Annotated in this window: 11 protein-coding genes; 5 read left to right on the top strand and 6 right to left on the bottom strand. The window is 66.8% G+C overall.

The window, feature by feature from the left end; all coding sequences use genetic code 11:
* Positions 1–11 precede the first annotated feature (11 nt).
* From FSZ13_RS13515 to FSZ13_RS13500, 4 genes are read right to left on the bottom strand one after another with little or no spacing between them, the layout of a single operon-like run.
* The gene (locus tag FSZ13_RS13515) at positions 12–1295 is read right to left on the bottom strand and encodes a TRAP transporter large permease (protein ID WP_145480557.1); all 1284 of its coding nucleotides are present in this window, start codon (positions 1293–1295) and stop codon (positions 12–14) included.
* Positions 1296–1298: 3 nt separating this feature from the next.
* Complete coding sequence (locus FSZ13_RS13510) at positions 1299–1832, bottom strand: TRAP transporter small permease (protein WP_145480554.1); 534 nt, start codon at positions 1830–1832, stop codon at positions 1299–1301.
* Between the two features lie 11 nt (positions 1833–1843).
* A complete protein-coding gene (locus FSZ13_RS13505) occupies positions 1844–2851 on the bottom strand; it encodes a TRAP transporter substrate-binding protein (RefSeq protein WP_145480552.1) in 1008 nt (335 codons plus the stop codon).
* Between the two features lie 37 nt (positions 2852–2888).
* Entirely contained in the window at positions 2889–3710 is an 822-nt protein-coding gene (locus FSZ13_RS13500; RefSeq protein WP_145480550.1) for a 2-keto-4-pentenoate hydratase, read from the bottom strand.
* A gap of 148 nt (positions 3711–3858) precedes the next feature.
* Here FSZ13_RS13500 and FSZ13_RS13495 point away from each other — a divergent pair, with 148 nt between their 5' ends.
* The 4 genes from FSZ13_RS13495 (at position 3859) to FSZ13_RS13480 (ending at position 7812) form a co-directional block, all read left to right on the top strand.
* Positions 3859–4854: an alpha/beta hydrolase gene (locus FSZ13_RS13495; protein ID WP_186308946.1), complete on the top strand. Its 996-nt coding sequence runs from the start codon at positions 3859–3861 to the stop codon at positions 4852–4854.
* Entirely contained in the window at positions 4851–6461 is a 1611-nt protein-coding gene (locus FSZ13_RS13490; RefSeq protein WP_145480548.1) for a carboxylesterase/lipase family protein, read from the top strand. Before FSZ13_RS13495 ends, FSZ13_RS13490 begins: the two co-directional genes overlap by 4 nt.
* Positions 6462–6609: 148 nt before the next feature.
* On the top strand, positions 6610–7200 hold the full coding sequence (locus FSZ13_RS13485; protein ID WP_145480546.1) for a cysteine dioxygenase family protein: 591 nt from the start codon (positions 6610–6612) through the stop codon (positions 7198–7200).
* A 189-nt stretch (positions 7201–7389) separates the two neighbouring features.
* Positions 7390–7812 carry a hypothetical protein gene (locus FSZ13_RS13480; RefSeq protein ID WP_145480544.1) on the top strand — a complete coding sequence of 141 codons (423 nt, stop codon included), beginning with the start codon at positions 7390–7392 and terminating at the stop codon, positions 7810–7812.
* An 8-nt stretch (positions 7813–7820) separates the two neighbouring features.
* On the opposite strand, the gene FSZ13_RS13475 is transcribed toward FSZ13_RS13480, so the two are convergent.
* Positions 7821–9194 (bottom strand): hypothetical protein, encoded by a 1374-nt coding sequence (locus tag FSZ13_RS13475; protein ID WP_145480542.1) that lies wholly within the window; start codon positions 9192–9194, stop codon positions 7821–7823.
* A 531-nt stretch (positions 9195–9725) separates the two neighbouring features.
* Here FSZ13_RS13475 and FSZ13_RS13470 point away from each other — a divergent pair.
* Positions 9726–10565, top strand: coding sequence for a PhzF family phenazine biosynthesis protein (locus FSZ13_RS13470; protein WP_145480540.1), 840 nt, complete (start codon positions 9726–9728; stop codon positions 10563–10565).
* Positions 10566–10587: 22 nt separating this feature from the next.
* Here FSZ13_RS13470 and FSZ13_RS13465 read toward each other — a convergent pair whose 3' ends face one another.
* Positions 10588–14394: a LamG-like jellyroll fold domain-containing protein gene (locus tag FSZ13_RS13465; protein ID WP_145480538.1), complete on the bottom strand. Its 3807-nt coding sequence runs from the start codon at positions 14392–14394 to the stop codon at positions 10588–10590.
* Positions 14395–14551: the final 157 nt, after the last annotated feature.

Genomic DNA, 14551 nt, shown 5'->3' with positions numbered 1-14551 from the left:
GGCCCCTGCGATCAGGCGCGCAGCAGCGCCGGCAGCCACAGCGAGAGCTGCGGGAAGAAGGTCACGATCAGCAGCACGCCCAGTGCGGCGAACCAGAACGGCCAGATCGAACGCATGCTTTCGCCCACGCTGATCTTGCCGATGGCGGTGCCGATGAACAGCACCGAGCCCACCGGCGGCGTCACCAGGCCGAGGCCGCCGGTCAGCACCAGCACCAGGCCGAAGTGGATCGGGTCGATCCCGTAGGCCTTGGCCACTGGCAGGAAGATCGGCGTGCAGATCAGGATCATCGGTGCCAGGTCCATGAAGGTACCCAGCAGCAGCAGCATCACCACGATCATCAGCAGCACCATGAACTGGCTGTGCGCGAACGACTGCAGGAAGTCGACGGCCGCGGCGGGAACCTGCAGGAACGCCAGCAGCCAGCCGAACACCGCAGCGGTGGCGATAACGAACAGGATCACGCCGGTACTGCGCGCGGCATGGGTCACCGTGCCGAGGAACTCGCGCCAGTTGAGCTGGCGGTACAGCACCGTGGTTACCAACAGCGCATAGACCACCGCGATGGCCGCGCTTTCCACGGCAGTGAAGATGCCGGCGCGGATACCGATGAAGATCAGTGCCACCAGGCCCAGGCCGGGCAGGGCGGACACCATGCGCAGCAGCACCGCGCGCCAACCCGGGAACACTTCCACCCCGTACCCGCGGCGGCGCGCCACCACATAGCCGGTGACCATCAGCGCCAGCGTCATCAACAACGCCGGCACGATGCCCGCCGCGAACAGATCGGCGATGGACAGGCCACCGCCGGCCGCGGCCGAGAACAGGATCAGGTTGTGCGATGGCGGCACCAGCAGCGCCACCAGCGCCGCGGTGATGCTCACGTTCACCGCGAAGTCGCGGTCGTAACCGCGCTTGACCATCTGCGGGATCATCGTGCCGCCCACCGCCGACACGTCGGCGATCGCCGAACCGGACACACCGCCGAAGAACAGCGAGGACAGGATGGACACCTGGCCGAGGCCGCCGCGCATGCGCCCGACCAGCGACGACGCCAACGCGATGAGGCGTTCGGAGATGCCGCCGCGCATCATGATTTCACCGGCGAAGATGAACAATGGAATGGCGATCAGCGACGCCGAACCGGTACCGGCGGAGATCTGCTGCACCAGCACCAGCGTCGGCAGGTCCAGGTACCACAAGGTGGCCAGCGCCGCCGCGGCCAGCGCGTAGGCCACCGGCACGCCAAGGAGCAGCAGCACCGCGAATACAGTGAAAAGAATCGTAATACCCATGACTCAGCGGTCTCCCTCTGCTTCAGCGACGGCCGGTTGCACGGCCTGCACCATCTGGTTCACGGCGAACACCGCCATCAGCGCACCACCAATGCTCAACGGCAGGTAGTTGATGCTCTGCGGCAGGTTGGCGCCGGCGGTCTTGATGTCCAGCCCGTCCAGCAGCAGCACCGCTGCCCACCAGGCGATCACCACGCCAAGCAGTGCCACCACGAACGAGGCGAACACGTCCACGGCACGACGCAGGCCGGGGCCCATGTGCGCGGCCAGCAGGAAGAAGCCAAAGTGGCGTCGGGTGTGCACGCCGGTGGCCGCGCCCAGGCTCATGGCGGTAGCCAGCAGCAGCAGGGTCACCGGCTCGGTCCAGCTGGGCGAGTCGTTGATGACATAGCGGGCGAACACCTGCCAGCCCTGCACCACCACCAGTCCGAGCAGGGCAAGTACCGCAATGTAAATGGTGACGTCGGCGATGCGGTCGAGTGCGCGTTGCGGCAACGTGCGCAGGTCGACGGAGGTTTCGGAGGTCGGGTCGGACATCGCGGCAGGCCTCAGGCGAAGTCGCGGATGCGACGGGTGAGGGCAGCCAGCTCCGGCTGCTGCAGGTACTGCTGCAGCAACGGGTCGGCGGCCTTGCGGAAGGCCGGCATGTCGACCTCGTTAAACTGGATGCCGAAGTCGGCCACCGCCTGGCGGGCGGTGCTTTCCGAGGCGTCCCACTGCTGGCGCATCACCCCTACCGATTCGCGCGCGGTCTGCAGCAGCAGCTGGCGGTCTTCCGGGCTGAGCGATTCAAAGCTGCGGCGCGACATCAGCAGCACGTCCGGCGCATACGAATGGTCGCTCTGCGACCAGTAGCGCGCGGCCTCGAAGTGGCGGCTGGAGTGGAAGCTGCGCATGTTGTTTTCCGCACCGTCGATCATGTGCGTTTCCATGCCCGAGAAGGTGTCGCCCAGCGACATCGGGGTCGGGTTGGCGCCCAGCAGGCGCATCAGCTGGATGAAGATGTCCGAGGACGCCACGCGCAGCTTCAGGCCGTGCAGGTCCTTCGGTTCCACGATCGGGTGCTTGGTGTTGTAGAAGCAGCGCGCGCCGGAATCGTAGATCGCCAGCCCTACCAGATCGCGGGTTTCAAAGCCGCGCAGCACGGTATCGGCCACGCCGCCGTCGAGCGCGCGGCGCATGTGCGCCACCGAATCGAACACGTAGGGCAGGCACAGCGCCTGGGTGAGCGGGAAGGCGTTGTTGAGCGCGCCGGAATACACGCGGGTGATGTCGATGACCCCGAAGCGGGCCATGTCGATCGCTTCCGATTCGCGGCCGAGCTGGCCCGAATGGTACTGGCGCAGCCGCAGGCGGCCGCCGGTCTTCGCTTCCAGCTGCTGGCCGATCCACTTCACCGCGGTCACGGTGGGGTAGTCGGCCACATGCACATCGGTTGCGGTCAGCAGGCGCGCGCCATCGGGCGCGTCACCGGTGGAACGTGAACACCCGGCCGACAACAGGGGCACGCTGAGCGCGCCCACGCTGGTGGCAAGGAAACTTCTGCGAGTAATCATCTGCGCCCTCCCAAGCGTACTCGCCATGGCCGCCCGGTTATCCGGCGGCGATGGCCCTGCAGGTAATGTCGCCGTAACCGGCGAAACGGATCAGTGCCTGTTGGCCTACGGCAATGTCATGGATACCGGTGGCATTGCCACTGGCGATCAGGTCGCCGGCCTTGAGCGGGCGCCCACGCTGGGCAGAACGCCCCAAGGCGAAGGCATACGCGGTGCGCAGGCCGCCCGGCAGCAGGGTGGCGCCGCCGGTGCCCACCACCTCGCCCTCGATGCGGGTTTCGGCGCGCAGGTCGGCATCGTCCAGCGCGGTCCAACCCGGGATTTCCGGGCCCAGCACCAGGCCGTTGTTGTTGCCGAAGTCGGACACCACCACGCGCGGGCCCAGCTTGTTGATCGTGGCCAGCGGGCTGCTGGCTACTTCCACGCCGATGAACAGCTTGGCAGGCAGCGCTTCGGCTTCTTCCGGGGTCCAGTGCAGCTTGTCGGCGGGTGCGTCCTCCAGCAGCTGGATCACGTACTCGGCTTCGACCGCGCCGAAGCCGCCGACGAAGACCGGGATGTCCACTGTTCCACCGGTAGCATTCCAGAGCCGCTGCGAAAAGATCGGGCCCAGCAGGCGGTCATCGCCGGAGCTGTCGCGACGTTCGGCGGCAATGAAGCCCACCTTCCAGCCCACCACCTGGTCGTCCCACAGCGCGATGGCCTGGTCCTGCACCTGGTAGGCGGTGACCAGATCGTCCGGGATGTTTCCCGGGAAATCCGGCAGTGATCGGCCCTGCTGGCGGGCCGAAACGAACGCATGGGCGATGTCGCCCAATCCCTGTTCTGGCAGATCCTGTTTGCCCTGATCGTTGCTCAAGCGGGTCTCCCGTTGATTTGTTGCACTGCCCATCGACAGCGCTTGGATGAGCTGTATATGGTAAACCGGTGTCATTGGCAATGTGCAGCGCGTCAGAACCTGCCCGGCCCCGGCACGCCGTCGTTTCCCTACCGAAGGACCTGTCCGGATGCGTTCTGCCGTACTGATGCCCCTGCTGGCCGCCTGCCTGCTCGCCGCCACCCCCATGTCTGCCGTCCACGCCGCCGAGCGGCCGGTGCCGGAGACCGAACCCGCAGCGGGCTCTCCCACGCGGATCGACCTGTGGCCGGCGGGCAAGGTGCCCGGTGAGGCGGCCCGGCCCAGCGTGCCCCGCGTCATCGAACGCAGCGCGGATGTCGCGCTGCCGGACCGCTACATCGACACCGTGAGCGCACCCTATCTGGTGGCGTATCGACCGGCCCGGCCCAATGGCAGCGCGCTGCTGGTGATTCCCGGCGGCGGCTACCAGCGCATCGTGCTGGACAAGGAGGGCACCGCGCTGGTGCCGGCCTTCGTGGAGCAGGGCGGGGTCACCCTGTTCGTGCTGCGCTACCGCCTGCCCGAAGGCCGCGCCGACCGCCAGGCCGCGCTGGCAGACGCACAGCGGGCCCTGCGCGTGATCCGCGCCGGCGCGGCGCAGTGGCAGCTGGACCCGCAGCGGATCGGGGTGATGGGTTTTTCTGCCGGTGGCCACGTTGCAGCGCGCCTGAGCACCGGTTTCGCCACCGTGCTGCCTGGCAACGGCGACGCCACCGACAGGCTCAGCGCGCGCCCTGATTTTGCGCTGCTGCTGTATCCGGTGATCGACATGGGCGCGCATGCCCACGGCGGTTCGCGCAGCCGCCTGCTCGGCGCCCAGCCGAGCGCCGCACTGGAGGCGCAGTTCTCCCTGCAGACCCAGGTCAACGCGAAGACACCGCCCACCTTCCTGGTCCATGCGCAGGACGACAGCGTAGTGCCGGTGCAGAACAGCCTGCTGTACTACCAGGCGCTGCTCGCCGCGGGCGTGCCCAGCGAAATGCATCTGTTCGCCCACGGCGGGCATGGCTTCGGCGTGCGCATTCCCGAGGCATTGACCACCACCCAATGGACCGGCCTGGCATTGCGCTGGATGCAGGCGCAGGCCGGGGAGGCCGCACCATGAGCCCGGCCGACCTGCAGCGCCGCCGCTTCCTGCGCGACAGCGCGCGTTACGCCCTGCTGCTGGCCGCCGGCCCGCTGCCGGCGCTGGGCACCGCAGCACCCACTGGCGCGCAGACCGATTCGCTGGCCAAGGTGCGCGGGGGTCGCCTGCGCGGCCGTTATGCGGCGGGCGTGCACAGCTTCCGCGGCGTGCCCTACGGCGCGGACACCGCGACCCGGCGCTTCCAACCGGCACTGCCGGAACTGCCGTGGCGCGGGGTGCGTGACGCGCTGGCCTTCGGATCGGCCGCCCCGCAGGGCAGCAGGGAGGACGGCCCGGGCAGCGAAGACTGCCTGTACCTCAATGTGTGGACACCTGCGCTGCGCGACGGTAAGCCCCGGCCGATCCTGTTCTACATCCACGGCGGCGCCTACAACAACGGCTCCGGCAGCGACCCGCAGTACGACGGCAGCGCGTTGTGCCGGCGTGGGGATGTGGTGGTGGTGACCGTCAACCATCGGCTCAACGTGTTCGGGTACCTGTACCTGGCGCAGCTTGCCGATGCGCGGTTCGCGGACTCCGGCAACGTCGGCCAGCTCGACCTGGTCCAGGCATTGCAGTGGGTACGCGAACATGCCGGCGAATTCGGCGGCGATGCCAATAACATCACCGTGTTCGGCCAGTCTGGCGGCGGCGCCAAGATCGCCACGCTGATGGCCATGCCGGCCGCGCGCGGCCTGTTCCAGCGCGCGTGGACCATGAGCGGCCAGCAGGTCACCGCGGCCGGACCGCGCGCGGCTACCCAGCGCGCGCGCATTGCGATGGAAGCGGTAGGCGCAAAGGACGTCGACGCGCTGCTGGCGCTGCCGGTCCAGGCGTTGTTGGCCGCCACCCGGGCCCGCGATCCCTCGCGGGTGGAAAGCACCAGCCTGTACTTCGGCCCGGTGGTGGACGGCCACAGCCTGCCGGTGCATCCGTTCTGGCCGCAGGCGCCGGCGCAGTCGGCAGGCATTCCGATGGTAATCGGCAACACCCACGACGAAACCCGCGCCTTCCTCGGCAATGACCCGGAAAACTTCGCGCTGAGCTGGGAAACGCTGCCGGCCAAGCTGGAGAAGGAACAGTTCGTGGACCTGCTTCCTTCGGTGGTGATCGCCGAATATCGGCGTCTGTATCCGCACTACACCCCGTCGGATGTATTTTTCGCCGCCACCACCGCCGGTCGCTCCTGGCGCGGCGCGGTGGAGGAACTGGAAGCCCGGGCAAGGCAGGGCGCGCCCACCTGGGCCTACCAGCTTGACTGGGGTTCACCGCTGGACGGCGGCAAGTTGGGCGCATTCCACACCTTGGACATCCCGCTGGTATTCGACAACGTGCGGGCCGCAGGTTCGCGCACCGGCGAGGGTGCCGACGCCCAGCAGATGGCAGACGTGATGAGCGAAGCGCTGCTGGCCTTCGCACGCACCGGCAACCCGAACCACGCCGGCCTGCCGGAGTGGGACCAGTACACCCTGGAACGTCGGCAGACCCTCGTATTCGACGTACCGTCGCGCCAGGTGGACGATCCGCGCGGTGGAGAGCGCCGTCTCTACCAACAGGCCCCGTTCGTCCAGCGCGGCACCGCGTAGCGACACGCCATGCGTGTCCCACGCACCCCAAGCCGATAGCCACCATCAACCACTGAACGGAATTCGATAGCTTTTTCGGCCAAAACGTCGCGATCCGCCGTGATCTGGATCAAACATCTTTTTTACCCGTATCGCCTAGACTGCGGGCATGCACGATCAATGCACTCCCTTTCCGCCCTTCCACGGCCGCGATCGCCTGATCGCTGCGGTGGATCACGCGGTGCAGCATGACGACCCGAAGCAGATCGCCGAAACCCTGCGCGCGGCCCTGCGCGAGGCCATTGCCGACAGCCGCATCCAGCTGCCCGCCTGTTGCCATCGCCCCATCAGCGACCACTACGCCCGTCGCGAGCTGTACCGCAGCCCGGCGCATGGCTACAGCATCATCGCCATGAGCTGGGCACCGGGGCAGGGCACCCCGCTGCACGACCACAGCGGCCTGTGGTGCGTGGAAGGCGTGTGGCTGGGTCAACTGGAAGTCACCCGGTACCGGCTGCTGGAACGCGAAGGCGACCGCTTCCGCTTCCAGCAGGAAGCCACCCTCATCGGCGACTGCGGCAGTGCCGGCAGCCTGATTCCGCCGCACGAGTACCACACCCTGCGCAACGCCAGCGACACGCAGATGGCCATCTCGGTACACGTCTATCAGGGCGAAATGACCCACAGCGCGATCTTCGAGCCCGAAGCCAACGGCTGGTACGAACGCCGCCTGAAAGAAATGGCAACCGACGCCGCCTGAGCGGCGCAAGCACCCAACCCGTAGAGCCACGCCCTGCGTGGCTGCACCGCGTCAACGTTCGACGCAGCCACGCAGGGCGTGGCTCTACGCCATGTCCGGGCACCGCTATCGGAGTTTGTGCAGTGCCGGTGAGGCTGCTGCGATCTAGCATCGGGCGGGATTCTTCCGTCACCTATGCTGGAGCACAGCATGCAAAACCGAGTATTCGCTATGGCCGCAACCGCATTGCTGCTTACCGCCGCGCCCACACTAGCCAAGGCCCAACAGGACTGGCACGGCAATGAACAGCAGGCGCTTGGCTACCCGACACCAACGACCCGCAACATGAGCCTGGACGAGAACTGGAAGGTGTATCAGTTCGATCGCGACGGGATCACCTACCTGCAGGTAAATGACCGCAACGACAATGTGCACGCGGTCATTGGCAGGCTCGACGACGTGTTCTGGGCCTTGCCGGCCGGCAAGCCTTCCGCCAGGACATCGCTGCCGTCGTGGCGGCTGAAGATTTCCGAAGATGCGATTCCCACCGTGGTTTACGTCGACGGGGATTTTTCTTTGGTGCATTACGTCGACGACGTCTCGTCGGTCTGGTCGGTCGAGCGCATCCCATAACCCCCCTGTCACGCCACCCATGCCCGGGCGGCATTGTTCGAATCCAACAGGAGCATGCGTATCCGGTTGCGGCGGCACTGCACAGTGCCGCCGTAGGCGAGCGTGCGTCCGGTCAACTGCTCGATGACCATTTCCATCGTGGCTTCGGATATCCTTTGATCTACATCGATCAACGCGACAACCAGCACGATCCCGGTGGATTCTCCAACGCGGCCACATCGCGCCTGCACCCGGACCTGCCCCTTCTCCCGCTGCAGCAGAAGCGAGACTGCGTCTGCCAACAGCCGGTACGCGGCGAGCTGCAGCCCATTGCTCAGCGCACAGGGATCGCCCGCCATGCGTGGGGAGAGCACGCGCCTTGAACGGGTCCAGACCTCGCCCAGTCCACTGAGCTGTACGCTCAGATACAAGCCGACGTGCTCCAGGCAGGTGGGATAGACGAGGCTGGTCTGTTCGCGGAACTTTCTCGAGTTGGCCACGGAAACCTGCAACAGGGAGCGGGAGAGAACGGCATGACCGTTCTCCCTGAGGTAGTAGGCGATCTCGCTGAGTGAATGGTCGATACCTTCACCCATGGTGCGCATGTCCAGTACCCGCTGGCGCAGGCTCATTTCGCTACCGATATGGGATGCCCTGGCGTGCGCCATGGACAGAAGCTCTCTCTGCCGTCCACTGATGCACTGCACGTAGTAGTGGCTGATGCTGTAACCAAGCGCAAGAAGGGCGACCCCGGACACCAGCAGCGTCTGCTGCGCCACGAACGTCGAGGAGTCGAAAGCCCAAGGCTCGCCGCCTTTGCTGCTCATGCCGATGGCCAGGTTCAGCAGTGGTACGCCGATCGCAGCGCCACGCCAGCCGTGCATGCAGGTAAGTGCGATCGCGGGTATGGCGGTGGAGACCTGCAATGATGTCTTGAAAAAGGATGCATCTGCAGGTGCCTGGAGCGCGAACAGTCCGATGCCTCCTATCGCGAGCACACAGCACACGGTCGCAATGCGGTAACGCCGGGTCCACTGCCACCCTGATGATCGCCGGATCCAGAGCAGCGCTACAGGCACTACGGTCAGGATTCCCGCGAACTGGCCCATGGCTCCTCTCGCAGCATCCGTCAGGAAATCATTGTGGTGTGGGACCGGCCAGAACAGATGTGAGAAGCAAAGGTTCAGGAGCGTGGCCGTCGCTGCACATGTGATCGCAGCAGAGATGAACCACGCATCGGTGCGGGCCGCCATCATCCTCCGATGCCAGCGCATGATCAGGGCGACCGCAGGCATGAGGAAGGCCGACGACAGGATGACCCACGCCACGCCGTATCGCTCGATCATGGGCACGCGCATGTGCGCAAAGTAGGCGTATTCCCCCAGAAACAGATACGGCCACATGCGTGGCGGAAACAGAAGCAGGCGGCGACCCGGATGCCCGCGGGCAGATAGAACTGATCCATGGATACCTGCCTCGCGGCCCAGCACAGCAGTGCGTAGGCTGCAGCAAGCGCGAAGCCGGCTGGCTCAATCCGAAAGCTCAGTTGAATCCCTCTCCTGTACCACTCCATATGGTTTCCTCCCGCCACGGTTTGCATCTGCCTCCAGGTGGAGGCGCGCCATCGTCAAGGCGCGGACGGTATCCATGCGTTGGGATGATCGCAACGTCGTCTCGTCGCTTTCGGTGTCCGTGCGGACTCCAGGACGCCGCTGGGGTTTCCGGATCCACAGCGGGCAGCACGTTCTGATTGGCGTTCGAGCACGCAGTCAGGTGGAAGCTCACAGTTCAGTTGCACGGCAATCTGCATGCATTCCTAAAGCGCTACGCGGGCAGGTTGTGTCGCTAACCGCCTCGACTCGCCGCTGGCCCAATGAACGTTGGTACATTTGCCTGACGCTATCCGCGTGTCCGTCCATGTCCGAGGAGCCTTCGTGCCCACCCACCCCTTCCTCCAGGTCAACGTCTTCAGCACCGACCCGTTGCTGGGCAATCCGCTGGCCGTCGTGCTCGATGCCGAAGACCTGGACGAGGCGCGCATGGCCGCGTTTGCGCGCTGGACCAACCTGAGCGAGACCACGTTCATTTCCGCGCCGCGTGATCCGCGTGCGGATTATCGGGTGCGCATCTTCACCACGCTGGGCGAGCTGCCGTTCGCCGGGCATCCCACGCTGGGCAGTTGCCATGCGTGGTTGGCCCGGGGTGGCGTGGCGAAGGGCGCGGAGATCGTGCAGGAGTGCGGGATCGGGCTGGTGCGGATCCGTCGCAGCGATACCGGGCTGGCGTTCGATGCCCCGCCGCTGCGGCGTGCCGGGGCGCTGGCGCCGGACCTGCGCGCGCGCGTGCTGGCCGGCCTTGGCGTGGCGATGGACGACGTGCTGGACGCGCAATGGGTGGACAATGGGCCGCCGTGGCTGGCGGTGCGCCTGCGCAGCCGCGCGGCGGTGCTGGCGGTACGTCCCGACTATGCGGCGCTGGAGGGCTTGATGCTCGGTGTGTTCGCCGCATGCCGCGAGGGCGATGCGGTGGATGCACAGTTCGAGACGCGTGCGTTCATTGCCGGCGAGGCGGCACCGGAGGACCCGGTGACCGGGAGCCTCAATGCGGGTATTGCGCGCTGGCTGCTGCGCGACGGGGAAGCGCCGGCGAGGTATGTGATCAGCCAGGGCACGGTGCTGGGGCGTGCCGGGCGGGTGGTGGTGGAGCGGGATGGGGATGCGCTGTGGATTGGCGGGGCGTGCGTGACGTGTATCGAGGGGTCGGTACGGATCTAGTGCAGCCGGGCAGAGCCCGGCTCTACGGTTGGGGTAGTGCGATGCTGTTGTTGCGCTGGGTGACTTCGGCGCTGCCATCGGCCAGTGCCACGCGAACGCGCAGGCCGCTGCGGTTGCCGGCGGGCAGGGGCAGCCCGACCGTGGTGGTCTTCGGCAGCAGGTCGGTGGGGGCTGCCATCGCCGGAACCTCGATCCTGGCCAGCTCGCGGCCCTTGGCATCTTCCAGTACCGCCGTACCCACCGGCGTTCCCACGTGGCCCAGGCTGTGCACGGTCACCTGCACCTGGCGGCCGTCCACGCGGATATCGCCGCGCCCGATGCCCAGGTCGGGGCGCTGTTCCACCGGCGTGCCGGCGGTGACCAGCTCGAACTCGAGCACCTGCGCGACACCGGGTGCAAACCGCAGCGGGATCGACGCACTGCGCTCCAGCGCGACCTCGCGTGTGTCGCCCTTGCCGTCGATGCGGTCATCGCCGTCGCGGTCGATGCCGCTGGTCATGCGCCAGGTGCCGGCGGTGACGTTCCAGGTGCTCATTTCCGCGTCCACCGCTCGGGGGCCGGTGTTGTAGGCGATCACCTTGAAGCGCTCGGTGGACGGCGCATGCACCAGTAGCGCCACCTGTTCGGCGGCGTCGGGCTGGGCGAAACGCCAGCTCACCGTGTGCCCCGGCCAGCTCTGATTGCGCTTGAGCGCGATGCCGCCCAGGCGCGCACGCTGCAGGAACTCGCTGGGCGCTTCGACGCGGTCGGACCACCAGTGGCCTTCTGTGTTCATGTACTCGCGCTGTGCCTTGGCCTGGATGCCGTCGGCGTGCAGCGCTTCCAGGTACTTCTTGTCGCCGGTGGCCTGCCACGCCATCAGGCTGGAGAAGCCAGTGTTGCCTGCATCGGCATCGGCCACCAGTTTCGGATTCCAGGCCGCGCCCTTGCCCAGCACCTCCACGTAGTTCTCGCCCAGGTTGGCCAGCGCGCCTGGACCGCCGCGCTCCACGCGGTAATCCAGCGCCTTCAGGTACTTGTCGTCGCCACTCCAGCGCCACGCGGCCCAGAAGGTGTGCATTACATCGCCGCCGCCCGAACCGTTGTTGAGCTCGCCGCCGCGCACCTTGCCGGTGGCCCAGTTGATCTCGTTGGGCAGCGCCCAGCGGCCCTTGTCGTCGGTGTAGGCGTGGGCCAGGTAACTGTCGGCCAGGCCGGTAACCAGTTTGCGACCGGTCGGGTCGGCGTTGTACTGGCCCATCAGGAAGGCCGGGTGCAGCGCCGGGAACGAGTACGGCTTCTGCCACTGCCAGTTCGGCTCGCGGTAGACCTTGTTGCCGCCGAACCAGTTGCTGGAGAACAGCAGGTGACCCTGCGGGTTGGGCAGGATGATGCGCTCGTCGAACGCCTTCACCGTTTCCATCAGGCGCTCGACGGTGAGCGGATCGCCCCAGTTGAGGTACAGCATGGCGCTGTTGGCGTTGATGCCTTCCTCGTAGGCATGCAGCTCATCGGTCTCGATGGTGCTGAGCCCGTTGGAGAACATGCCGTTGCGGTACACCGCGTCGGACAGGGCGGTGAGCGATCGGTTGAGGCGGTCCGGCTCGACGCCCATCAGCGCCAGGCCCGGCCACTGCTGGGTGAGGTCGGTGTCGTCGGAGATCCCGCCGCCGAAGTCGCCGTACGCGATCTGGCGGTTGTCGATCCACCAGTCCACGAAGCGGCGCACGTACTTCAGGTCTTCGGTCTGCCGGAACGCCCACAGCGGGACGCCCTTCGGGGCCGCAGGCTGGGTGAACGGCGGTTTGCCCTGGCTGTTGTAGCTGATGTAGTTCCAGTACAGCCGGCCGAGTTCATGGTCCGGGTCGACCCGCAGCAGGTCGCTCAGGTCCGCATACACACGCGCGTACAGGCGCTGGCGCTTGGAGGTGGTGTGCTCTTCCACCAGGAACCCCCAGTTGTCGCGTACCTGGTTGAAGCGGTCGGCCAGGTGCTCCTGTTTCGCTTCGGTGCGGTCTTTGTAGACCATGCGGATCTCCGCCCCGTCCAGCGACGCGGCATTGAAGCCAGGCGCGCCGGACGCGATGCTGATCCACAGGCTGTCGGCGGTGAGGATGCGGTCGCGCAGGTCCAGCCACAGCGTGCGTTTCTGGTTCGGCTTGACCGACACCGAGACATCGATCATGTCGCGCGCCGGCCAGATCGGATCCTTGATGCGGATGTTGAGCGGGATGAGCCCGTCCTTCGCCGCTGGCAGGTCAAGTGCCGGCAGGTCGATGGCCACGCCATCCAGGCCGTCATGCATGTTTTCCCAGCTGTGCGCCCAGCTGCGGATCAGCGGCTGCGCGGCCGGGGCGTCGCCCACGCCGGAGGGGATCAGCACGTGCACGATCGGCAGCGGCTGGGCCGGCAGCGTGTCCGCGCCGCGCCGGCGCGAACCGGCGCCCTTGGGCAGTGCCATCACCGTGCTGCGTTCGGCGGCCGGGTAGCGACCATCGATGTAGGCGCGCAGTGCGGTGATGTTGAGGTAGTCGGGCAGGGCCTGGCTGTCGACCAGGTAACGTTGCTTGACCGTGCCTTCCGGCTCGGCTCCGTCGCTGACCTGGTAGGCCCAGATTTCCTGGATCGGTGTTTCCTGTGCGGCATTGCGGAAATGCAGTACGCCGCCGGTCTGCGCGGGAATGTCGTCCACGCTGCGCACCACGCCCTGCGGGCGCTGCAGCAGCGGCGTGGCGGCAGCGCCACCGGTGCCGTGGCTGAGCGAACCGTATGCGGCACCCCGCACTTCAATGCGGTTGACGGTCTCGCCGTCCGGCACGCTCAGGTCGAGCTGCTGCCCACCTTCCACGTAGGTGTTCCAGTCCGGCAGCTGGAAATAGTCATTGCGGCCCGGCAGGCGCGAGCGGTTGTACACGCCTGGCCAGGTGGTCTCGGCGATGCCATCGGTCGCCTTCCACATCCACTGCTTGTGGTCTTTGGTGTCGGCGAACTCGATCTTGCGGATGCGGGTGACGGGTGCGGACAACGCAGGCGGCGCTGCGCTGTCCCAGCCGAAGCGGTGGTTCCAGGAACGCATGGCGTTGCTGTCGGCGACCGCGGTGGTGGGTGCCTTGTTCGCCGCCAGCGCGGCCATCCCGGCCGGATCCAGCAGGCGGTCGTATACGCGGATTTCGTCGACGTCGCTGCCGCGCAGGAAGTTGTAGCGGCTCTGCACCTGGTAGGGCGCCATCACCCGTCCGGCCAGGCCGAGCTGGTCCAGCGCCGCATCGTAATCGGCGGTGGTCTCCTGTCGCGCGACCTCCCTGCCGTCCACGTACAGGCGCACGCCGTGATTCTCATCCCAGCCGAAGGCGATGTGCTGCCATTGCCGGGGTGAAGGATTCTGGTCCAGCTTGAACGAGACGCGGGTGCGGGCCAGGTTGGCGTCGGTCACGAAGGCATCGAAGCCGTGCCCGTTCCAGTCGATGCGCAGCCAGGCCATGTCCCAGCTGCTATGGTCGGCATAGCCCACCCGGAAGATCACGAACGGCGCTTCGCCAACCGCGTAGCGCGAACGCCAGTAGAAGCCGAGGGTGCCGCGCTGGGCCTGGATGTTGCCCGGCGCGTTCCAGGAGAGCACGCCATCGTCTTCCCACTGGATGGCCGAACCGCGCGCGCCATCGGGCACGCGTTTGACCTTGTCCTGGAAGTTGGGAACCGCGTCGCCCTGGGCGGTGTCCGCCTCGAAGCCCTTGTCGGCCGACACGTGGAACAGCAGCTGCGGTGCATTCTGCGCCGAGGCGCCACCAACGGTGGCCAGGAGCAGGGCGAGGGCGATCGCCGTGGGCCGAACATCAACGCGAAGCAGCATGTGACTTTCCTTTCCACAACGAGAACGTGCAGCTCGACACGCCATCCTCGTCAGCGGAACATGGCGCAACGCCACGGCCGCGGCGTCAGCGCAGGGCCGTCAGAAACTAGCAAAGGGAACGCAGTGCGGCATCTTGCGCCGCAACAGCGGCGTGGTT

This window comes from Stenotrophomonas rhizophila, assembly GCF_007667275.1.
In the GTDB taxonomy this organism is placed as follows: Bacteria; Pseudomonadota; Gammaproteobacteria; order Xanthomonadales; family Xanthomonadaceae; genus Stenotrophomonas; species Stenotrophomonas maltophilia_AE.
This window is presented reverse-complemented; position numbering and strand designations above follow the sequence as displayed.

Coding starts and splice junctions, on each gene's coding strand:
- FSZ13_RS13515 (WP_145480557.1), bottom strand. CDS start 1,295: ATGGGTATTACGATTCTTTTCACTGTATTCGCGGTGCTGCTGCTCCTT.
- FSZ13_RS13510 (WP_145480554.1), bottom strand. CDS start 1,832: ATGTCCGACCCGACCTCCGAAACCTCCGTCGACCTGCGCACGTTGCCG.
- FSZ13_RS13505 (WP_145480552.1), bottom strand. CDS start 2,851: ATGATTACTCGCAGAAGTTTCCTTGCCACCAGCGTGGGCGCGCTCAGC.
- FSZ13_RS13495 (WP_186308946.1), top strand. CDS start 3,859: ATGCGTTCTGCCGTACTGATGCCCCTGCTGGCCGCCTGCCTGCTCGCC.
- FSZ13_RS13490 (WP_145480548.1), top strand. CDS start 4,851: ATGAGCCCGGCCGACCTGCAGCGCCGCCGCTTCCTGCGCGACAGCGCG.
- FSZ13_RS13485 (WP_145480546.1), top strand. CDS start 6,610: ATGCACGATCAATGCACTCCCTTTCCGCCCTTCCACGGCCGCGATCGC.
- FSZ13_RS13480 (WP_145480544.1), top strand. CDS start 7,390: ATGCAAAACCGAGTATTCGCTATGGCCGCAACCGCATTGCTGCTTACC.
- FSZ13_RS13475 (WP_145480542.1), bottom strand. CDS start 9,194: ATGTGGCCGTATCTGTTTCTGGGGGAATACGCCTACTTTGCGCACATG.
- FSZ13_RS13465 (WP_145480538.1), bottom strand. CDS start 14,394: ATGCTGCTTCGCGTTGATGTTCGGCCCACGGCGATCGCCCTCGCCCTG.